The following is a 20,883-nucleotide window of genomic DNA, read 5'->3' on the forward strand; positions in this document are numbered from 1 at the left end:
GCCAAATTCTCATCGGAGCCCCGGGAACTTTTTCTGAAGAGCCTCTTCTATCATTGATTAACGCTTAAGGCGTGAAGTCCGGCGAGCATACTGGTAAATTGTCACCACGCGTGAAGCGGGCGGCCGGTATGCTTGTCGCCTGGCCTAGGAATGTGCGATAGCCAAGACGGATCAGAGGAAAAATAGAATAAATGCGCAGTGAACGTGAGCGCCTGAGTGGTGAAGCTGAGGATGAGATTGATCTGTTCGAGTTGATCGAGGGGTTGTGGAAGAAAAAGCTACTGATCATTGTAGTGGCAGTTGTAGTGACAGTAATGGCACTGGCGTATGTTCTGCTGGCGACCCCAATTTATGAAGCCAAGGTTTTTGTGCAGGCTCCGTCTCAAAATGATATTGCACCACTCAATTATGGGCGTGGTGGGAAAAGCGAGCTAAAACCGTTCACAATAAAGGATGTTTCAGGCATCTACTCACGTACGCTTCAATCGGAATCGCTGCGCAGGGAGTTTTTTCGTAAGTACTATATCCCTAGTTTGAGCGAAGAGCGGCGGAGCGGCTCTCAAGATACGCTGTACAACCAGTTTAAGAAAATTCTGACACTGGGCGTGGTTAGCAAGGATGTGCCGGATCGCTTTTTCGTAATGGCGCAACTTTCAGACCCGCGGCAGGCCTCAGAATGGGTTGCCCGTTATGTGGAAATGGCGGGTGATCAGGCCAAGGCCGAGATTATTAAGGATGCTCGTGCGGATGCGATGGTCAAGGCAGATAATCTTGAACAGTTGATAAGGGCGTCCCGTGAAAGTGCGCGAAAACAACGGGAGGATAGAATTGTAAAGTTGACAGAGGCGCTCAGGGTTGCGCGCTCTGTGGGATTGGAAAAACCGCCGATCATTTCTTATGGGCCTTCCAGCGAGGTATCCGCGGATATGGATGGACCGTTGACCTATATGCGGGGTGCCAACGCGCTGGAGGCAGAGATCAAAAATCTGCGCAGTCGTACTTCTGATGATCCGTTTATTGAAAAACTGCGTGAGAAGCAGGAGTCTTTAAATTTCTATCGCTCCTTGCTAGTTGAACCGACTGTTGTTCAAGTGTATCGCCAAGATGGTGCATTGGAATCTCCCGATCGACCGGTTAAGCCCAACAAGCCGATGATTGTGGCCCTGGGAGCGATTTTCGGTGTATTGCTGGGTGGGTTATTGGCTTTGATTACCCATCTTTGGCAGGCACGAGTGCGGCGAGACTAGATCGGTCCACGGCGTTGTATTTCGTCATAACGGCAACGCCGAATGCTGTTGCCTGGGCGACGAATGGCGCGCAACAGAGAGGGAGCTTGCTCAAGAAGGGCTGCAAGCTTAAACGTCGCAGATTCCCTCTTTTCGGCGCAATATCGGTAGATTCTAAGGGTGCTGGCTGATCTCAATCCTTGAGATGATTCTGAAAATATCTGATGGATCGCTGAAGCCTTACCCCCTATGATTGGACGTTCATTTCGGCACCGGTAGGTAGCTTTTCGACCGGAGTTTGGTGGGCGCTTTTTTGATTATGCGGCACCCTGTGATGGGCAGGCGGTGCGGCGGAAAGGATTCGCTCGTCTGACGAATGAATCGATAGGTTCGAATACCCGTTATAGCGGTTGTGGAGACGGGCAGGAAAATTCAAGGTGAGTTGGGAAGCATGACAGATATGAATGCAGTGGTAACGAAGTTCAAACGCCGAGAGGCCTTGATTGGTATCGTAGGGCTCGGCTATGTCGGCTTGCCACTGATGCTGCGATATAACGCTATTGGTTTCAACGTGCTGGGTATTGACATTGATGAGGTCAAGGTCGGCAAACTGAATGCTGGGGAGAGCTATATTGAGCACATCCCAGCAGCCAGCATCGCCAAAGCACGTGAAACGGGCTTCGAGGCCACTGTCGATTTTACGCGTGTCAGCGAATGTGATGCCTTGATCCTTTGCGTGCCTACGCCGCTGAACAAGTATCGCGAGCCGGACATGAGTTTTGTCATCAATACCACTGACGCGCTGAAGCCTTATCTGCGCGCCGGACAGGTGGTATCGCTGGAAAGTACGACGTACCCAGGCACCACCGAAGAGGAATTGCTGCCTCGAGTTCAAGAGCGTGGCCTGGTCGTTGGGCAGGACATCTTCCTGGTCTACTCGCCGGAGCGTGAAGATCCGGGCAATCCTAATTTCGAAACTCGTACCATTCCGAAAGTGATTGGCGGTCATACCCCTCAATGCCTTGAGGTCGGCATCGCGCTCTACGAGCAGGCCATTGATCGCGTCGTGCCGGTCAGCTCGACCAAGGCCGCAGAGATGACCAAGTTGTTGGAGAATATCCATCGTGCGGTCAACATCGGTTTGGTCAACGAGATGAAAATCGTCGCTGACCGCATGGGCATCGATATCTTCGAAGTGGTCGATGCTGCAGCTACAAAACCCTTTGGCTTTACGCCCTATTACCCAGGCCCAGGTTTGGGTGGTCACTGCATCCCGATTGACCCTTTCTATCTGACGTGGAAGGCACGTGAGTATGGCCTGCATACCCGCTTCATCGAATTGTCCGGTGAAGTCAACCAGGCCATGCCTGAGTACGTGTTGGGCAAGCTGATGGATGGTTTGAATGAGTCCGGTAAAGCGCTCAAAGGTAGTCGAGTGCTAGTGTTGGGCATTGCCTATAAGAAGAACGTCGACGATATGCGTGAGTCGCCTTCTGTCGAGATCATGGAGCTCATCGAGGCCAAGGGGGGCGTGGTGGCCTACAGCGATCCGCATGTACCAATCTTCCCTAAGATGCGTGAGCACCACTTCGAGCTGAGCAGCGAGCCGTTGACGGCCGAAAACCTGGCTAGCTTCGACGCTGTCGTTTTGGCTACCGATCACGACAAATTTGACTATTCCCTGATCGAGGCGAAGGCCAAGCTGATCATTGACAGCCGTGGTAAGTATCGCGCTCCGGCTTCGCACATCATCAAAGCCTGATCGGCATCGCCAGCAAACTGATCCGCTCATGCCCGTCAGGGCTGAGCGGATTTATCCGTTTCAAAGGAATCCCTATGAAAAATTTTGCTCTTATCGGTGCTGCCGGCTATATCGCTCCTCGGCATATGCGCGCCATTAAGGATACCGGTAACCGTTTGGTCTCCGCTTACGATATCAATGACTCGGTCGGCATTATTGACAGCATTTCGCCGCAGAGCGAATTCTTTACTGAGTTTGAGTTCTTCCTTGATCACGCCTATGGTCTCAAGCGTGATGCGGCGACCGCGCTGGATTATGTGTCGATCTGCTCGCCAAACTATCTGCATCACCCTCATATCGCCGCAGGGCTGCGCCTGGGGTGCGATGTCATTTGCGAAAAACCGTTGGTGCCGACGCCTCAGCAGTTGGACGAGCTGGCACGTGTTGAGCAGGAAACTGGTAAGCGCCTGTATAACATCCTGCAGTTGCGTCATCACCAGGCGATCCTCGCTTTGAAAGATAAAGTAGCCCGGGAAAACAATCCGCATAAGTACGAAGTTGATCTGACTTATATTACGTCGCGCGGAAAGTGGTATCTGCAGAGCTGGAAAGGCGACCCGCGCAAGTCGTTCGGCGTAGCAACCAACATCGGCGTCCACTTCTATGACATGCTGCATTTCATTTTCGGCAAGCTGCAGCGTAACGTCGTGCACTTCACTTCCGAACACAAGGCTGCTGGCTACCTGGAATATGAGAACGCGCGCGTGCGCTGGTTCCTGTCGGTGGATGCCAACGATCTGCCTGAGTCGGTGAAGGGCAAGAAACCGACCTACCGTTCGATCACTGTGAACGGAGAGGAGATGGAGTTCTCCGAAGGTTTCACCGATTTGCACACCACTAGCTATGAAGAAATCCTAGCTGGTCGAGGCTATGGCATTGAAGATGCTCGCCATTGCGTCGAGACTGTTAACACCATTCGCAGTGCAGCTATTGTCACGGCTGCGGACAACGAAGCCCATCCCTTCGTCAAGGCACTTTACTGCTGACAGGATGATGTACACGGGTGGCTTTCAGTCACCCGTTCTCAAGGTATTAAGCAGGATCGCAAGCCAGCGTGTCTAACGAAAATTCTCAAAAGTCGAAAGATGTCGGAGCGCAGCGGCCAGAGCACAGAATCCGGCTCGACGTCCAGGGCTTGCGCGCCGTTGCAGTACTCGCAGTGTTGCTCTATCACGCCAATAGCGGCTGGCTGAAGGCCGGCTTCGTTGGTGTTGACGTATTTTTTGTCATTTCAGGCTTCATCATTACGGCGTTATTGACCGAAAGGAGCGAGAAAATCGATCTCGCGGCGTTCTATATCAGTCGTATCAAGCGCATTTTCCCAGCGTACTTCATGATGATGGTCGTGGTGTGCGCGTTGTCAGCGGTCCTGTTCCTGCCGGCGGACTTTTCTTTCTTCCAGGAAAGCCTGAAGTCCTCAGCGCTATTTTTCAGCAATCACTATTTCGCTGATTTTGGCAGCTATTTCGCACCGCGCGCTGATGAATTGCCCCTGCTGCATACGTGGTCGTTAGCTATTGAAATGCAGTTTTATCTGTTTTTCCCGCTGATGCTCGTATGTGTCCCAAAGCGGTTTCATCTCGCGGCATTTGCTTTGTTGGCAGTGGGGCTGTTCGGCTGGAGCGCCTACGATTCGTTCGGCGGTACACATGCTGCCCAGTATTTTTCTCTAGTGACGCGAACGCCAGAGTTCATGGTCGGTGCTGCCGTTGCCTTGCTGATGCGCCAGCGCGAGCTTCCAATTGTGCTTGCCAGGGTGTTCGGTTTGGGAGGGGCGATCCTGCTGATCTGGGCATTTGTGGCCATCGATAATCAACACTTTCCAGGCTTCTGGGCCGCCGTGCCCTGTGTTGGCGCCGGGCTGCTAATTGCGGCACGGCGCGGCCCTGTTAATTCATTGTTGGCCACCAAGCCTATGGTCTGGGTCGGTGGAATTTCCTATTCGTTGTACTTGTGGCATTGGCCGATTCTCGCCTTTATCCGCTATTACACGGGGCAGTACGAGCTTACGCCAGCGTGGCTGTTGACGTTTGTGGCAAGCGCTTTCCTATTGTCGTGGCTTTCCTATCGTTTCATAGAAACACCGGCGAGAAACGCCACCGGCATGCTGCGGCAAGTACCCGGATGGGGCCTGGCTTTGGCGTTGATGGTGTTGATGGTCTGGGGTGGGCCGCGTGTGAACGCCTCGCTCGTGGCGCCTCTGCCCGTTGAGTTGACGCGTTATGCGCCTCCCGAGCTGATTTGTCATGGTACGCAGGTCGGGGAATGCAAGAGGGGCAAACCGCAAGCAGAGGTTTCTGTCCTGGTGCTCGGTGACAGTCACGCAGCCCAACTGAATTACTTCTTCGACCAGGTTGGTCAAGAGCAGGGCGTGGCGTACCGCGTGCTGACGGCCAGTAGCTGTGTACCGATTCCAGGATTTGATCTGGAGCGACTGCCGGGGTGGGCTCAAAAACCTTGTCGTGCCCAAATCGAAGCGGTAGCGCGTGAGTTACCAAAGGTCGACCGGGTGATTATCGCGGGTATGTGGCAGTACCAGATGCAGAGTCCGGTATTTGCCAAAGCCCTTGCTGATTTTCTCCAGGACATTGCAAACGCCCATAAACAGATTGTAGTGCTAGCTCAGGTGCCGATGTTCGAGACGGATGTCCAGCGAGTCCGACGTTTCACTGAAATCGGGTTGCCTGCACCGTTGACACTCAATCGTGAATGGCAGTCTGCCAATCAGCAAGTCAAGAGCATCGTCAACCGCACGCCAGGTGTGCGCTACTTGGACTTTTCCGACAGCTCCTTTTTCGCCGCGGCACCCTATCAGCAAGGTTTGCTTATATATCGCGATAGTCACCACCTCAATGAAGTGGGGGCAACGCGATATGGGCACTTTGCGGCTGGGCAGTTGCAACGTGCATTCGACCAACCTCAGTCCAGTGTGAGTCTGAAGCCATGAATTACTACCAGCACCCGAGCGCCATCGTCGATGAGGGCGCGCAAATCGGTGAAAACTCCCGTGTCTGGCACTTTGTCCATGTTTGTGCCGGTGCCCGTATCGGCGCAGGTGTTTCGCTCGGCCAGAATGTCTTTGTCGGCAACAAGGTCGTGATCGGCGATCGCTGCAAAGTTCAGAACAATGTTTCGGTCTATGACAACGTAACCTTGGAAGAGGGGGTTTTCTGTGGACCGAGCATGGTGTTTACCAATGTCTACAATCCCCGTTCACTTATTGAGCGCAAGGACCAATACCGCGATACGTTGGTGAAAAAAGGCGCGACACTAGGTGCCAACTGCACCATCGTCTGCGGTGTGACCATCGGTGAGTACGCCTTTGTGGGTGCCGGGGCAGTCATCAACAAGGATGTGCCGGCTTATGCGCTGATGGTAGGGGTCCCTGCCCGTCAGATTGGGTGGATGAGTGAGTTCGGTGAACAACTGCAAATGAGCGATCAGGGTGAGGCTGTCTGTTCTCATACAGGCGCGCGCTACGTGTTGAATGGAAGTAACTTGGACAAGGTAGGTGTTTGAGATGATTGAGTTCATTGACCTGAAGTGTCAGCAGGCGCGCATCAAGGATAAGATCGACGCCGGTATTCAACGGGTACTGAGCCATGGTCAGTACATTCTGGGGCCGGAGGTACAAGTGCTCGAGGAGCGCCTCGCTGCTTTTGTAGGCGCCAAATACTGCATCAGTTGTGCAAATGGCACTGATGCCCTACAGATTGCACAGATGGCCTTGGGTATCGGCCCAGGGGATGAAGTCATTACGCCAGGTTTCACCTACATCGCAACGGCCGAGACGGTCGCATTGTTGGGGGCTAAGCCGGTTTACGTAGACGTCGACCCTCGCACCTACAATCTTGATCCGAAGCTGCTTGAAGCGGCCATTACGCCGCGGACCAAAGCGATCATTCCGGTTTCGTTGTATGGCCAATGCGCGGACTTCGATGCCATCAATGCAATCGCCTCCAAATACGGCATTCCGGTCATTGAGGATGCTGCGCAGAGCTTTGGTGCGTCCTATAAAGACAAGCGCTCGTGCAATCTCACCACCATCGCCTGCACAAGCTTTTTCCCCAGTAAGCCATTAGGTTGCTACGGTGACGGTGGCGCGATTTTCACTAATGACGAGGCGCTGGCCACTGTTCTCCGTCAAATTGCGCGTCATGGCCAAGACCGACGTTACCACCATATTCGAGTAGGGGTGAACAGTCGTCTGGATACGCTGCAGGCGGCTATCTTGTTGCCGAAGCTGGAGATTTTCGAAGAGGAAATTGCCCTGCGTCAGCAGGTGGCGGGGTGGTACGACGCAGTGCTCAAGCAGGCGGGGGTCGATAGCACGCCCTTCATCGAAGCTGGCAACGTCAGTGCGTACGCTCAATACACCGTGCAAGTGGACGAGCGAGATGCCGTTCAGAAGCGCCTGCAAGCAGCAGGTGTACCGACTGCCGTTCATTATCCGATCCCTCTCAACAAGCAGCCCGCAGTTGCGGATGAAACCTGCATGTTGCCGGTTGGCGATCAGATTGCCACTCGCGTGATGAGTCTGCCTATGCACCCTTATCTGGATGAGGCGTCCATCGATACCATTTGTGCTGCGTTGACGAACTGACGCATGTATATACTTGCTCGGATCGACAGGTCTGTCCTGCTGAATACCATATTATTATTCGCCTACTTCTCTGCGGTAGTGTGGGTGAATAATAGTTACATATTTTTTCTCTATGAGTATATGGGAGCGGCAAAGAAGACTGCCAATTTCGGGCTGTATCCATACCTGCTTGTGCTGGCGTTTATCTGCGCAGTGTTATGCGGTGGTGACATCCGTAGACCGGGTGACCTATTGGTGACTTTGTTGATCGTGGTGTTGGTACCACACGCACTTGTACTCAATGGAGCCAATCAATTTTCGCCCGATGCCCAACCGTGGTCGGGCGTACCGTTGGCGGTGGCCTTGGGCATTTTGCTCATTGGCACCGCCAACAAGATCAGGTTTTTGCCCCGCAGTGATGGGCAGCGTGAGAACCAGGGTCGTAGAGTATTGATACTGCTATCGGTGCTCAATCTGGCCGTATTGACATTTATTTTCTTAAAAAGCGCCGGCTATTTTTCGCTCGATTATGCTGGGCAATATCTTCGTCGCGCGGTTGCGCGAGAGGTGTTTGCTGCAGGCTCCGTCAATGGCTACTTGTCTTCAATCGGTACTCAGGCTTTCTTTCCTGTGCTCTTCGCCTGGGGGGTCTACAAACGGAAATGGCTTTATGTCGCTCTGGGTGTGCTCAACGCGTTGGTGTTGTGGGGGGCTTTTGGGCAGAAGTATCCGTTTATCGTGCTCATTCTGATCTACGGCCTAATGATGTATTTTCGGAAATTTGGTCGGGTCAGTGTTTCTTGGATCGTCGGTGCATTACTCGCCTTGTTGCTGATGGGGGCGTTGGAGCATGAGGTATTAGGATATTCGTACCTGAATGACTACCTGTTGCGGCGCGCGTTTATCGTGCCTTCTACTTTGTTAGGCGCGGTGGATCAATTTGTGACGCAGTTCGGCTCCAATTATTACAGTGATACGTTGCTGGGGGTCTTCTTTGGCCAGGGGCGTGCGGAAACATTGACGTTTCGGTTGGGGAGCGAGATTTATAATAATCCTAGCATGAATGCGAATGTGAATTTTTTTGCGATTGCTTACATGCAGGCGGGTTATCTGGGTGTTTGGGTGGAGTCGTTGGTGGTGGCGGCCATCGTCATACTCATGAACTTCCTTTTTTCACGATACCGGGCGTTCATGGCCATTCCGGTTGCCTTGCTATTTACGACGAAAATCCTTGAACAATCGTTGTTGACTGTGCTTTTGGGGTCGGGAGTATTCGTGATGTTGATGTTCTTGGTGCTCATCTCCTTCCCATTCAAGCTGTCATTGAAGAGAGTGCCATGAGCGCGGTATTCATCAATCGAGTTGTGCGTGTGCTGGCAGGTACGCTGGGTGCCCAATTGATCACTATTGGTGTCACACTGTTGTTGGTCCGGCTCTACTCTCCAGCGGAAATGGGGGCATTTAGCGTATGGCTTTCGTTCGCCACCATCTTTGCTGTCATGGTCACCGGGCGATATGAACTGGCAATCTTTTCCACACGAGGCAATGACGAATTCCATGCCGTGGTGAAGCTAGTGCTGCAGCTCATTTTGGTAGTGTCGGTCGTAGTCGCTGTGGGGGTTGTCCTGGCCGAGCAGTTCGTGTCCTCGATGCCTGGCGTGGTCGGTGAGTTCTGGTTGGCGCTGGCGCTGGTTTCCCTGGGGTTGGGTGCAAACAAGTTGGTCCTGTCATTGCTCACCTTTCAGCAGGCCTTCAATAGATTAGGGGGCGCGCGCGTAAGTCTTGCTGCTTGCATTGCCATTGGCCAGGTTTCAGCTGCTTATCTCGTAGAGGGAGTTTCGGGGCTGATCTACGGCCAATTATGGGGTGTGCTGGTGGCCACTGTCTTGGCCGCATTCTGGGTGGGCAAGCCGTTGTTCGTTGCCTGTGCCGCCACGCCGTCTCGAGCCGTTCGCCAAGTGGCGGTACAGTTTATGAACTTCCCGAAATTTTCCTTGCCTGCCGATCTGATCAATACAGTCGCAAGCCAAATTCCGGTCGTTCTATTGGCGACAAAATTCGGCGGCGAGAGTGCGGGCTGGTTTGCCTTGACGCTCAAGATCATGGGGGCGCCGATCTCGCTTTTGGCTGCCTCAGTCCTTGATGTGTTCAAAGAACAGGCCGCTCGGGACTTTCGGGATACTGGGAGTTGCCGAAGCGTTTTCTTGAAAACGTTCAAATTGCTGGCGTTGCTGGCGCTACCTCCCTTCATTGCATTCTGGTTTGTGGGTGAGTGGGCGTTTGGTTTTATATTTGGTGAGGCTTGGGCAGAGTCGGGGCGTTACGCCGTATTGATGATCCCACTTTTTTACATGCGCTTTGTTGTTAGCCCACTCAGTTATACGATTTATATTGCCCAACGTCAGAATCTGGATTTGTTCTGGCAGTTGGCTTTGTTGGTGTTGACAGTCGCCTGCTTTACATTGCCAGTGACCGTGGATGCGGTGTTGTGGCTCTACTCAGTGGGCTATGCCGCTATGTATTTCATTTATTTCTGGATGTCCTTCCACTGCGCCAAGGGAGATGTCAAGTGATTGTTGTTGTTGATTATGGTGTGGGGAACATTGCTTCGGTCCTGAACATGCTGAAGCGCGTGGGCGCGAATGCCAAGGCTTCCAGCAGTCCGGAAGACATTCAACAGGCAGACAAACTCATTCTGCCGGGTGTTGGAGCTTTCGATGCTGGTATGCAGACACTGCGGAACAGCGGCTTGGTGGAGGTGCTTAACGAACAGGCGTTAGACAAGGGCAAGCCCGTGATGGGGGTATGCTTGGGTAGCCAGATGCTGGGCAATGGCTCCGAAGAAGGACAAGAGCCTGGTCTTGGCTGGATCGATATGGATGTAGTTCTTTTCGAGAAGCGAGAGGGCCGTAAAGTGCCCCATATGGGTTGGAACGAAGTCACGCCGCAGCGGCAGCACCCCATTCTGACCGGTATAGACCAAATGAGTCGGTTCTACTTCGTCCATAGTTATTATATGGTGCCTCGGCAGGTGGAGAATATTTTGCTGACCTCAAACTACGATCAGCAATTTGCGGCGGCGGTAGTCAAGGAAAACATTTTCGGTTTTCAGTTTCACCCGGAAAAAAGTCACAAATTTGGCATGCAGCTATTTAAGAATTTCGTGGAGCTGGTCTAATGGTCAGGAAACGCGTTATTCCCTGTTTGTTAATCCAAGATCGCGGTCTGGTCAAGACCGTGAAGTTCAAAGACCCCAAGTATGTGGGTGACCCCATCAACGCCATACGCATCTTCAACGAAAAGGAAGTTGATGAGTTGGTGCTGCTCGATATCGAGGCCTCCCGGCTCAACCGTGAGCCGAACTACGAGCTGATCGCGGAGGTGGCGGGTGAGTGTTTCATGCCTATTTGCTACGGGGGCGGGATCAAGACCCTCGACCATGCCGAGCGAATTTTCAAGCTAGGTATCGAGAAAATTTCAATCAATACAGCGGCTTTCGCCAACTTGGCGCTCATCCGGCAGATTGCCGACAAATTCGGCTCACAGAGTGTCGTTGGGTCCATGGATTGTCGTAAGGGATTCTGGGGCGGTTATTCTGTATACTCCGACAACGGAATGAAAGATACCAAGCGCTCCCCGGTGGACTGGGCGCAGGCGCTTGAGGCGGCAGGTGTTGGCGAAATTTTCCTGAACTCGGTAGATCGAGACGGCACGCAGAAGGGCTTTGACACCGCACTGGTCGAAAGCGTTGTCTCGCAAGTACACGTGCCTGTCATCGCTTGCGGTGGCGCAGGCTCTATGGCCGATCTGACCGACCTTTTTGACCGTACCGGCGTTTCGGCTGTGGCCGCAGGTAGTCTTTTTGTGTTCCACGGCAAGCATCGTGCCGTACTGATCAGTTACCCGGACATCAACAAGTTGAATGCCGGGTAAGCGCATTTGAAATTTCTGAAAGGCAGTCTCGTGGACTGGAGAGCCCCTTGCTTTGGGGCGGGCCGCTGCCTTGATTGACAACAAAATTCAGGTCTGCTGGTGAGGTACCTCAACAGACAGGCCGATGAGAACGTTTCAGGAGGTTGGGAGTGGTGAAGGTTTGTTCGCGCTGTGTCATGGATACATCTGACGCTGAAATCGTGTTCGATGATGCGGGAGTGTGCAATCACTGCCATAAATTTGACAACGTCCAGTCCAAGCAATTGTTCTCCGATGGCAGTGGTGAACAGCGCCTGCAGAAGATTGTCGATCAGATTAAGAATGAAGGTGCTGGCAAAGACTACGACTGTATCATTGGTCTTAGCGGCGGTGTGGACAGTTCCTATCTTGCTGTGAAAGTCAAAGACTTGGGGCTGCGTCCATTGGTGGTGCATGTGGATGCAGGTTGGAACAGTGAACTGGCTGTTAGCAACATCGAAAAAATCATCAAGCACTGCGGTTATGACCTGCACACGCATGTGATGAACTGGGAAGAAGTTCGTGACTTACAACTTGCTTACATGAAAGCGGCCGTCGCTAACCAAGATGTGCCGCAGGATCATGCCTTCTTTGCAAGTATGTATCATTTTGCGGTCAAGAATAATATCAAATATATTCTTAGTGGCGGAAATCTCGCAACTGAAGCGGTGTTTCCAGATACATGGCACGGCAGTGCGATGGATGCGATCAATCTGAAAGCCATTCATAAGAAGTATGGTGAGCGGCCGCTGAAAGACTATAAGACTATCAGCTTTTTTGAATACTACTTCTGGTACCCGTTCGTCAAAGGCATGCGCACGGTTCGGCCCTTGAACTTCATGAACTATGATAAGGCCAAGGCTGAAGCCTACCTGCAGGAAACAATAGGCTATCGGTCCTATGCGCGTAAGCATGGAGAGTCTATTTTTACCAAGTTATTCCAGAATTATTATCTGCCTACCAAGTTTGGTTATGATAAGCGCAAACTCCACTACTCTAGCATGATTCTTTCTGGGCAGATGACTCGAGACGAAGCCCAACATAAGCTTGCAGAACCTCTTTATGATCCGGCTGAGCTTCAACTGGATATCGAGTACTTCTGCAAAAAAATGCGTATTACACAGGCGCAGTTCGAGGCTTTGATGAAGGCGCCGATTCACGAGTATTCCGACTTTGCAAATTGGGACTCGCGGCAGCAGGGCGCAAAGAAAATTCAACTGCTGGTGCAGCGCCTGTTGGGGCGTCGTATCAATGTCTATTCCTGACGGATAAGGAACAGGCATGTCTAAAATTGCTCACCTCACATCGGTTCACTCGCGCTACGATATTCGTATTTTCCGCAAGCAATGCAGGACATTGGCCCAGGCGGGGCACGAGGTGTGCTTGATCGTGGCTGATGGAAAGGGTGACGAGGTCAAGGACGGCGTGCGTATTATTGACGTCGGCAAACTATCTGGTCGTTTGAATCGGATCTTCAAGACTACTCGTAAAGTCCATGATCGTGCGCTGGCCTTGCAGGCCGATATCTATCAGCTGCATGATCCTGAGTTGATACCTGTCGGTGTCAGGTTGAAAAAGCATGGCAAGAAAGTGATCTTCGACTCCCATGAAGATGTGCCCAAGCAATTGCTGAGTAAGCCGTATTTGCACCCTCTGGCGAGGCGAATTGTGGCGGGCGTGTTTTCAGGCTATGAGAAATATGCTTGCCGAAAGCTGGATGCGATCCTCACTGCGACACCGCATATTCGAGACAAATTTAAGAATATTAATAAAAATGTCTTGGATGTCAATAATTTCCCGATGTTGGGGGAGTTGGATGCGATGGTGCCTTGGACCCACAAAAAAAACGAAGTTTGTTATGTGGGCGGTATAACGTCCATTCGTGGCATTCGTGAGGTGATCAACAGTTTGGCGTTGGTGAAGACCGGCGCGAGGTTGAACCTTGTCGGCCGATTTTCTGAGCCTGACGTTGAACGCGAAGCGAAAACACTTAGGGGTTGGCAGGCAGTCAACGAGCATGGGCAGTTGGACCGCGAAGAGGTTCGGGACGTGTTGGGTAGTTCTTTGGCCGGTTTGGTGACGTTTCATCCGTTGCCTAACCACATAGATGCCCAACCAAACAAGATGTTCGAGTATATGTCGTCGGGTATTCCGGTCATCGCTTCGAACTTCCCCCTTTGGCGGGAAATCATCGAGGGTAGTAATTGCGGGCTTTGTGTTGACCCGTTGCAGCCGACAGCCATTGCAGAGGCGATTGACTACCTTGTTTCTCACCCAGAGGAAGCCGCAGCCTTGGGCCGTAATGGTCAGCGCGCTGTGAACGAGCGCTATAACTGGGATCTAGAAGGGCGCAAGCTACTGCAGTTCTATACCGAGCTACTGAACAAGTGAGATTTTGAATGAAAGTCCTAACCATCATCGGTGCACGCCCTCAGTTCATCAAGGCAAGCGTGGTTTCCAAGGCAATTATGCAGCAGCCTGCACTGACAGAGGTCATTGTGCATACCGGCCAGCATTTCGATGCCAACATGTCGGATATCTTTTTTGAGCAGCTTGGTATTCCGAAACCCAACTACCAATTGGACATCCATGGCGGCACCCACGGGCAGATGACCGGTCGGATGCTGATGGAAATCGAAAACGTCATCTTGAAAGAACAGCCTGATCGCGTGCTGGTCTATGGCGACACCAACTCCACGTTAGCGGGTGCGTTGGCTGCGTCCAAGCTGCATGTGCCGACTGCACACATCGAAGCGGGGCTGCGCAGCTTCAACATGCGTATGCCTGAAGAGATTAACCGTATCCTCACCGATCAGGTCAGCGACATTCTGTTCTGCCCGACCCAAGTGGCTATCGATAACCTCAAAAGTGAAGGTTTCGAGCACAAGCCGGTAAAAATCCTGAATGTTGGCGATGTGATGCAGGACAGCGCCCTGTTTTTTGCTCAGCGTGCTACTGCCCCGTCGGGGATTTCCGTTGAGGACGGTTTCATTCTTGCGACTTTGCATCGTGCGGAAAATACTGACGACCCTGCCCGTCTCACCTCGATCGTGGAAGCATTGAACTTACTGCAGCGCAATGCAGCCCCTGTCATTCTACCTTTGCACCCGCGTACCCGAGGGGTCATCGAGCGTCTAGGGCTCAAGCTGGAGGTCCAAGTAATCGACCCTGTCGGTTACCTGGAAATGATCTGGCTGCTTCAGCGCGCTGGTCTGGTGCTCACCGACAGCGGCGGGGTTCAGAAAGAAGCCTTCTTCTTTGGTAAGCCTTGCGTCACGATGCGTGACCAGACTGAATGGGTCGAACTGGTAACCTGTGGCGCGAATATTCTGGTGGGAGCGGACCGCGACAAGATCGTTGACGCAGCCAGCGCAAGTCTGGGCAAGCAGGTGCAGGACGATGGCCAACTGTATGGCGGTGGTCAGGCGGCAGGCCGGATTGCGGAGTACTTGGCCAAACTGTAACGCTTCGCACCCTGAATACCCACACAAGGTTTATCGAGTTTCATGAACGTCTGGTATGTGCATCCCTACGCTGGTGGCCCTGGAGTCGGTCGTTACTGGCGACCGTATTATTTCTCCAAATTCTGGAATAAAGCGGGGCACCGTTCGGTGGTCATCTCCGCCGGTTATCACCATCTACTTGAGCCGGATGAAAAGCGCACTGGGACAGCAGACGTGAATGGGACCGAGTACGTCTATGTGCCGACCTTGCGCTATCTGGGGAATGGTTTGGGCCGAATGTTGTCGATGCTGATGTTTGCCGTGATGCTGTTGCCATTTTGCATCGGTCAGGCGTTCAAACGGGGGCGTCCGGACGCGATTATCTACTCCTCGCCCCATCCATTTGGCGTAGTCAGTTGCTGGTTGGCCGCTCGACTGCTCCGGGCGAAATTCGTATTCGAGGTGCGCGATATCTGGCCCTTGAGCCTGATTGAGTTGGGCGGGCTGAAAGCCAGCAACCCCTTGGTGCGCGTTACCGGCTGGATCGAGCGGTTCGCTTATGCTCGGGCTGACAAAGTCATCAGCCTACTACCCTGCGCTGAGCCTCATATGGCTAGCAAAGGGCTTGCGGCTGGTAAGTTCATGTGGGTCCCGAATGGTGTAGACAGCAGTGACGCCCAGCCTGATCTGGCCGTGCACGAGAGTGGTTTCGTTCAGCATGTGAAATCACTTAGGGCACAAGGTACCTTCGTCGTGATCTATGCGGGCGCCCACGGCGAACCCAACGCACTCGAGGGGTTGGTGCGTTCCGCCAAGTTGCTGGCCGAGCGTGAGGCTGATGTCAGGATCATCTTGGTGGGCAAGGGCGAGCGCAAAGAGCAGTTAAAGGCAATTGCCTCGCAGGACGCCAGCGGCTTGGTGGAGTTTTTCGAGCAGCAACCCAAGGAAGTGGTGATGGCTGCTCTCAAGCTGGCGTCGGCGGGTTACATCTCTCTCAAGTCTGAACCGATCTTTCGCTTTGGCGTCAGTCCCAACAAATTGTGGGATTACATGCTGGTCGGCTTACCCGTCATTTTTGCCTGCAAAGCTGGAAATGATCCGGTGGGGGACTATGACTGCGGTGTTTCTGCCGACCCGGATTCTGCAGAAGATATTGCAGCTGCTATATCTTGCCTCTTGCCGCTGAGCGCGGATGAGCGCCGGGCGATGGGGCGTAGGGGGCATGATGCGGTGCTGGGGCACTACACCTATGAGAAGCTAGCGCGCAAGGTCGTGCAGGGGCTTGGCAGTGGAAGGCCCGAATGAAAAAAATCATGATTACCGGGGCTTCTGGGTTCGTGGGTTCGGCCTTGTGTCGTGAACTAGTGAGAGCCGGTCATGGCGTGGTTGCAGTTGTGCGGCGGATCGAAGAACGATTGCCCGAAGTTACGTATATTGAAACCGATCTTTCCGATCCCACAGCATTTGTCGATGGCTTTCCGGCCGTGGAGTGCATCATTCATCTGGCCGGGCGCGCGCATATGCTGGATGACACGGCTGCTGACCCGCTAACGGCGTTCCGTGAGGTCAACCGAGACGCGACCATTCGATTGGCCTGCCGTGCACTTGACGCCGGGGTAAAGCGTTTTGTGTTTGTCAGTTCTATTGGTGTAAACGGTAACAGCACTTCTCAGCAGGCCTTCATCGAGGATTCGCCGGCTAGGCCGCATGCCCCCTATGCGGTTTCAAAATATGAAGCGGAACAAGAGTTGATGGCGTTGCTCGAGGGCAAGGGTATGGAGCTTGTTATTGTCCGGCCACCTCTGATCTACGCCGACAATGCTCCTGGTAACTTCGGCCGTCTACTGAAGCTTGTTGCGAGTGGTCTACCGTTGCCGCTGAGCACCGTCAACAATGCACGGAGTCTGATTTCCCGTAGGAATATTGTTGATTTTCTCGTCCTGTGCGCTGAACACCCCCGCGCCGCAGGTGAGTTGTTCTTGGTCGCTGATGGGGAGGATGTTTCCACAGCGCAGATGATAATGGCTCTGAGAGAGGGCATGGGCAAGCGCCCACTTCTGTTTGCCTTCCCGGTGGGGTTGCTTAGGCTCGCACTACTCATGTTGGGCAAAGCTGCAATGTATGAACAACTCTGTGGCTCTTTGCAGGTCGATGCCTCCAAGGCATATCGTTTGCTTGGCTGGCAGTCCAGCGAAAACACTCTCGAAGGTTTGCGAAAAGCTGGCCGTGAATACATCTCCCGCCAAAAGGCTCGCGGATGACTGCCGGTGCATCGAAATACCTGACTGGTAAATGCGCCGAATTTGAACAAAGGTTTCCATTCTGATGATGATCTGGACGATTGCCTGCCTGGTGGTCTTGTCGTTTTCGTTCGTTGCGACCTGGGCGTTGCGTCGCTATGCACTGGCGAGCAAGCTGATAGACGTGCCGAATGCCCGTAGCTCCCATACGCAACCCACTCCAAGGGGAGGAGGTGTGGCGATTGTGCTGGCTTTTCTGGCGGCATTGGTGTGGATGCTTTCTACCGGCGGGATTGCTGACGGCTGGGGCGTAGCCTTGTTGGGGGCTGGCGCAGGTGTGGCACTACTCGGTTTTTTGGATGACCACGGGCATATCGCCGCACGTTGGCGGTTACTTGGGCATTTCTCGGCTGCGGTATGGATTTTGTTCTGGACCGGTGGCTTTCCTCCCGTTGACATGTTTGGCCACACCGTCGAATTGGGATGGCTGGGCCATATTCTGGCGTTGCTGTACCTTGTCTGGATGCTGAATCTCTATAACTTCATGGATGGGATTGACGGCATCGCCAGTGTCGAGGCCATCGGCGTGTGTGGGGGAGGTGCCTTGGTCTATTGGCTGACAGGCCATGCGATGCTGGCAGGTATTCCATTATTGTTGGCCTTTTCGGTAGCCGGATTCCTGATCTGGAACTTCCCTCCTGCGCGTATTTTCATGGGGGATGCCGGGAGCGGCTTTCTGGGTGTGATCATTGCCGCTCTGGCGCTACAGGCTGCCTGGTCTGGCCCGTCGTTGTTCTGGAGCTGGCTGATACTGCTCGGAGTCTTTGTGGTGGATGCTACCTACACCTTGATCCGTCGATTGGGTCGGGGTGAAAAAGTCTATGAGGCACACCGCAGTCACGGATACCAGTTCGCTTCGCGTCGTTACGGTCGCCATTTGCCGGTTACGCTAGGTGTCCTGGCCATCAACACCCTATGGTTGCTACCGCTGGCCGTTGCGGTAGCGCTGGGGTGGATGAGCGGATTGTTTGGCATCTTGATTGCCTATGTGCCACTTTGCCTTTTGGCGGTTGTCTACAAGGCAGGTACTGTGGAAAAGCCCTAATGCGCGTGCTTGCTGTAAAGTGACAAAATTAATTCTCCCGCCACGCTAGGACGGGGACGAGTGAAATGTTCATGTGAGGTTGAGTCGGGCAATGGATAAATTGAGATCACGGATGTTGTCACTGCCGCGTCGCTATAAGAGGGCGATACAGGTGGTCACCGACGTCTTCCTGGTCTGGATCGCGATGTGGCTGGCATTTGTCGTCAGGCTCGGCATCGAAGAGATCAACCCCGTGTTCACCCATTTATGGTTGTTTGCTGTTGCGCCTATCATTGCGATCCCGATTTTTGTTCGCTTTGGCATGTACAGAGCGGTCATGCGCTACTTTGGTAACGATGCACTCATTGTCATTTTTAAGGCCGTGAGTCTGTCAGCGCTCGTCCTAGCATTAATCGTGTATTGGTACAGCAATCACAAAATTGTTGTGCCACGCTCAATCATCTTCAATTATTGGTGGCTCAGCCTCGTCTTGCTCGGCGGGTTAAGGTTGATAATGCGCCAGTATTTTCTCGGTGATTGGTTTGCTGCAACTCAGCACGTACCGTTCACCAATCGTGATAACGGACTACCAAAAGTGGCCATCTATGGTGCGGGTGCTGCTGGCAACCAATTGGCGGTGGCGTTGCGCATGGGGCGAATGATGCAGCCAGTGGCGTTCATCGATGATGATGAAAGTTTGGTTGACCGTGTGATTTCTGGATTGCAGGTCTTTCGTGGCAATGATGTGCAACGGATGATTGATCTCACCGGAGCAGATGAAATTCTGCTGGCAATCCCCTCGGCCAGTCGTGCCCGTCGTAGAGAAGTGCTTGGGTATCTTGAAAACTTTCCACTCCATGTTCGCAGCGTGCCTGGTTTCATGGACTTGGCTAGCGGTCGAGTCAAGGTGGATGATATCCAGGAAGTTGACATTGCCGACCTGTTGGGGCGCGATGCCGTGCCGGCACAAAGTGAGCTATTGGCCCGCTGCATCACCGGTCAAGTGGTAATGGTTACAGGTGCGGGCGGTTCGATCGGCTCTGAGTTATGCCGGCAGATTCTATCGTTGCACCCCCGCACCTTGCTATTGTTCGAGCACAGTGAATTCAATCTCTACAGTATCCTGAGTGAGCTTGAGCAGCGCGTTAACCGCGAAGCCTTGCCGATACGGGTATTACCGTTCCTGGGGTCGGTGCGCAACCAGAAGCAACTTTACGATCTGATGTGCATGTGGCACGTCAATACGGTCTACCATGCCGCAGCCTATAAGCATGTTCCCATGGTGGAACACAATATTGCCGAAGGTATTATCAATAATGTCATGGGGACGTTGTGTACGGCCCAAGCTTCGCTGCAAGCGAATGTTGAGAATTTTGTGCTAATTTCTACCGACAAGGCTGTGCGCCCCACTAATGTGATGGGGAGTACGAAACGTTTTTCGGAACTTGTCCTCCAAGCGCTGAGCCGTGAAGTCGCGCCAGTCCTCTATGGAAATGCGCTCAATGTAGCCAGTGTCAATAAGACGCGTTTCACTATGGTGCGCTTTGGTAATGTCTTGGGGTCTTCTGGCTCTGTAATTCCGCTGTTTCACAAGCAAATTAAGGCAGGTGGGCCACTCACCGTCACGCACCCGAATATCACCCGTTATTTCATGACCATTCCCGAAGCGGCTCAGCTTGTCATCCAGGCTGGGTCCATGGGGCAGGGGGGGGATGTATTCGTGCTGGACATGGGCGAGCCTGTGATGATCGCCAGGCTTGCGGAGAAAATGATTCATCTGTCTGGGCTTAGTGTAAGGTCTGAAAAGAACCCGCACGGTGACATCGCGATTGAGTTCACCGGTTTGCGTCCAGGTGAAAAACTTTATGAAGAGCTGTTGATTGGCGATAATGTTACCGCCACTCCGCACCCAATGATCATGAGGGCTGCAGAAGACTTCATCAGCTGGGAAGTTCTAAAGAGTAAATTGGATTCGCTGCTTGCAGCTTTGTCAAATGAAGACTTTGGGCGTGTGAGGCAGATTTTGCGTGAGACAGTGAGTGGATATAACCCGGATGGAGATATCGTTGACTGGGTCTATCAACAACGGCGGCTCGAATAAGGGATAAGGAATCCGCCATCCCAAGGATGGCGGATTTTTTATTGCTGAGGGAAATGAGCGTCTTCGTTTCATTTCAAGAAGTTTTCGAGGTTGGTTGTGTTTCGTATTACAGATGCTTCTTTTACCTTTACCTCGAATTCGGCGGTGTTAGGTTTGGTGTAGAATCTAAACATAATTTTCGCGATATGTTTGTCTAACTCTGCGCCATTGTTGAAGCCTAGCTTATTGAATATGACAATATTGTCACATCCTGCTTTAAGAATCGGGTAGTAACTCGAAGCCCTAGTTTCATCTCCTCCTTTCAGAATAATACCAAGCTGTGAGTCTCTGGTCGTGTGGATTATGAACGCAACTTGCTCAGCACTTAATTGACGGTGACAGGGTAAGTGTCTGTCCAGTATGCATTAGGCGCACCTATCATCGAAAATTGGATCTGCAATCCTGTCGGCATTTTT

The 20,883-nt window shown here is 52.8% G+C and carries 17 protein-coding genes; all 17 read left to right on the top strand.

Going from position 1 to position 20,883, the window contains the following annotated elements:
* Positions 1-191 precede the first annotated feature (191 nt).
* The 17 genes from HMPREF3173_RS11205 to HMPREF3173_RS11285 all read left to right on the top strand — a co-directional run bounded on the left by HMPREF3173_RS11205 (position 192) and on the right by HMPREF3173_RS11285 (position 20,428).
* A complete protein-coding gene (locus tag HMPREF3173_RS11205; RefSeq protein WP_070573139.1) occupies positions 192-1,247 on the top strand; it encodes a Wzz/FepE/Etk N-terminal domain-containing protein in 1,056 nt (351 codons plus the stop codon).
* 430 nt (positions 1,248-1,677) lie between these two features.
* Positions 1,678-2,988 (top strand): UDP-N-acetyl-D-glucosamine 6-dehydrogenase, encoded by a 1,311-nt coding sequence (gene wbpA, locus HMPREF3173_RS11210; protein ID WP_070573142.1) that lies wholly within the window; start codon positions 1,678-1,680, stop codon positions 2,986-2,988.
* 74 nt (positions 2,989-3,062) lie between these two features.
* Positions 3,063-4,013: a UDP-N-acetyl-2-amino-2-deoxy-D-glucuronate oxidase gene (gene wbpB, locus HMPREF3173_RS11215; RefSeq protein ID WP_070573145.1), complete on the top strand. Its 951-nt coding sequence runs from the start codon at positions 3,063-3,065 to the stop codon at positions 4,011-4,013.
* 68 nt (positions 4,014-4,081) lie between these two features.
* A complete protein-coding gene (locus HMPREF3173_RS11220) occupies positions 4,082-5,974 on the top strand; it encodes an acyltransferase family protein (RefSeq protein WP_070573147.1) in 1,893 nt (630 codons plus the stop codon).
* Entirely contained in the window at positions 5,971-6,546 is a 576-nt protein-coding gene (gene wbpD / locus HMPREF3173_RS11225; RefSeq protein WP_043206582.1) for a UDP-2-acetamido-3-amino-2,3-dideoxy-D-glucuronate N-acetyltransferase, read from the top strand. The genes HMPREF3173_RS11220 and wbpD overlap by 4 nt, the downstream gene beginning before the upstream one ends.
* Before the next feature lies 1 nt (position 6,547).
* A complete protein-coding gene (locus HMPREF3173_RS11230; protein ID WP_043206581.1) occupies positions 6,548-7,630 on the top strand; it encodes a DegT/DnrJ/EryC1/StrS family aminotransferase in 1,083 nt (360 codons plus the stop codon).
* 3 nt (positions 7,631-7,633) lie between these two features.
* Entirely contained in the window at positions 7,634-8,950 is a 1,317-nt protein-coding gene (locus tag HMPREF3173_RS11235; RefSeq protein ID WP_139146841.1) for a polymerase, read from the top strand.
* Positions 8,947-10,182, top strand: a complete 1,236-nt coding sequence (locus HMPREF3173_RS11240; protein ID WP_070573150.1) for an oligosaccharide flippase family protein — start codon at positions 8,947-8,949, stop codon at positions 10,180-10,182. The genes HMPREF3173_RS11235 and HMPREF3173_RS11240 overlap by 4 nt, the downstream gene beginning before the upstream one ends.
* Positions 10,179-10,787: an imidazole glycerol phosphate synthase subunit HisH gene (gene hisH, locus HMPREF3173_RS11245; RefSeq protein ID WP_070573153.1), complete on the top strand. Its 609-nt coding sequence runs from the start codon at positions 10,179-10,181 to the stop codon at positions 10,785-10,787. The genes HMPREF3173_RS11240 and hisH overlap by 4 nt, the downstream gene beginning before the upstream one ends.
* Positions 10,787-11,542 (top strand): AglZ/HisF2 family acetamidino modification protein, encoded by a 756-nt coding sequence (locus HMPREF3173_RS11250; protein ID WP_043206578.1) that lies wholly within the window; start codon positions 10,787-10,789, stop codon positions 11,540-11,542. Before hisH ends, HMPREF3173_RS11250 begins: the two co-directional genes overlap by 1 nt.
* A 149-nt stretch (positions 11,543-11,691) precedes the next feature.
* Positions 11,692-12,825 (top strand): N-acetyl sugar amidotransferase, encoded by a 1,134-nt coding sequence (locus HMPREF3173_RS11255; RefSeq protein ID WP_043206577.1) that lies wholly within the window; start codon positions 11,692-11,694, stop codon positions 12,823-12,825.
* A 16-nt stretch (positions 12,826-12,841) separates the two neighbouring features.
* On the top strand, positions 12,842-13,951 hold the full coding sequence (locus HMPREF3173_RS11260; RefSeq protein ID WP_043206576.1) for a glycosyltransferase family 4 protein: 1,110 nt from the start codon (positions 12,842-12,844) through the stop codon (positions 13,949-13,951).
* An 8-nt stretch (positions 13,952-13,959) separates the two neighbouring features.
* Positions 13,960-15,024 carry a non-hydrolyzing UDP-N-acetylglucosamine 2-epimerase gene (gene wecB / locus HMPREF3173_RS11265; RefSeq protein WP_070573155.1) on the top strand — a complete coding sequence of 355 codons (1,065 nt, stop codon included), beginning with the start codon at positions 13,960-13,962 and terminating at the stop codon, positions 15,022-15,024.
* Positions 15,025-15,066: 42 nt separating this feature from the next.
* On the top strand, positions 15,067-16,308 hold the full coding sequence (locus HMPREF3173_RS11270; protein ID WP_070573157.1) for a glycosyltransferase family 4 protein: 1,242 nt from the start codon (positions 15,067-15,069) through the stop codon (positions 16,306-16,308).
* A gap of 8 nt (positions 16,309-16,316) precedes the next feature.
* Positions 16,317-17,264 (top strand): NAD-dependent epimerase/dehydratase family protein, encoded by a 948-nt coding sequence (locus HMPREF3173_RS11275; protein WP_043206572.1) that lies wholly within the window; start codon positions 16,317-16,319, stop codon positions 17,262-17,264.
* A gap of 64 nt (positions 17,265-17,328) precedes the next feature.
* Positions 17,329-18,348 (top strand): MraY family glycosyltransferase, encoded by a 1,020-nt coding sequence (locus tag HMPREF3173_RS11280; RefSeq protein WP_070573161.1) that lies wholly within the window; start codon positions 17,329-17,331, stop codon positions 18,346-18,348.
* A 91-nt stretch (positions 18,349-18,439) separates the two neighbouring features.
* Entirely contained in the window at positions 18,440-20,428 is a 1,989-nt protein-coding gene (locus HMPREF3173_RS11285) for a polysaccharide biosynthesis protein (protein WP_070573162.1), read from the top strand.
* Positions 20,429-20,883 lie beyond the last annotated feature (455 nt).

Origin of the sequence: Pseudomonas sp. HMSC08G10, from assembly GCF_001808425.1 — a bacterium.
GTDB classification, from domain to species: domain Bacteria; phylum Pseudomonadota; class Gammaproteobacteria; order Pseudomonadales; family Pseudomonadaceae; genus Aquipseudomonas; species Aquipseudomonas guariconensis.

Coding starts and splice junctions, on each gene's coding strand:
- HMPREF3173_RS11205 (WP_070573139.1), top strand. CDS start 192: ATGCGCAGTGAACGTGAGCGCCTGAGTGGTGAAGCTGAGGATGAGATT.
- wbpA (WP_070573142.1), top strand. CDS start 1,678: ATGACAGATATGAATGCAGTGGTAACGAAGTTCAAACGCCGAGAGGCC.
- wbpB (WP_070573145.1), top strand. CDS start 3,063: ATGAAAAATTTTGCTCTTATCGGTGCTGCCGGCTATATCGCTCCTCGG.
- wbpD (WP_043206582.1), top strand. CDS start 5,971: ATGAATTACTACCAGCACCCGAGCGCCATCGTCGATGAGGGCGCGCAA.
- HMPREF3173_RS11230 (WP_043206581.1), top strand. CDS start 6,548: ATGATTGAGTTCATTGACCTGAAGTGTCAGCAGGCGCGCATCAAGGAT.
- HMPREF3173_RS11235 (WP_139146841.1), top strand. CDS start 7,634: ATGTATATACTTGCTCGGATCGACAGGTCTGTCCTGCTGAATACCATA.
- HMPREF3173_RS11240 (WP_070573150.1), top strand. CDS start 8,947: ATGAGCGCGGTATTCATCAATCGAGTTGTGCGTGTGCTGGCAGGTACG.
- HMPREF3173_RS11250 (WP_043206578.1), top strand. CDS start 10,787: ATGGTCAGGAAACGCGTTATTCCCTGTTTGTTAATCCAAGATCGCGGT.
- HMPREF3173_RS11260 (WP_043206576.1), top strand. CDS start 12,842: ATGTCTAAAATTGCTCACCTCACATCGGTTCACTCGCGCTACGATATT.
- wecB (WP_070573155.1), top strand. CDS start 13,960: ATGAAAGTCCTAACCATCATCGGTGCACGCCCTCAGTTCATCAAGGCA.
- HMPREF3173_RS11270 (WP_070573157.1), top strand. CDS start 15,067: ATGAACGTCTGGTATGTGCATCCCTACGCTGGTGGCCCTGGAGTCGGT.
- HMPREF3173_RS11275 (WP_043206572.1), top strand. CDS start 16,317: ATGATTACCGGGGCTTCTGGGTTCGTGGGTTCGGCCTTGTGTCGTGAA.
- HMPREF3173_RS11280 (WP_070573161.1), top strand. CDS start 17,329: ATGATGATCTGGACGATTGCCTGCCTGGTGGTCTTGTCGTTTTCGTTC.
- HMPREF3173_RS11285 (WP_070573162.1), top strand. CDS start 18,440: ATGGATAAATTGAGATCACGGATGTTGTCACTGCCGCGTCGCTATAAG.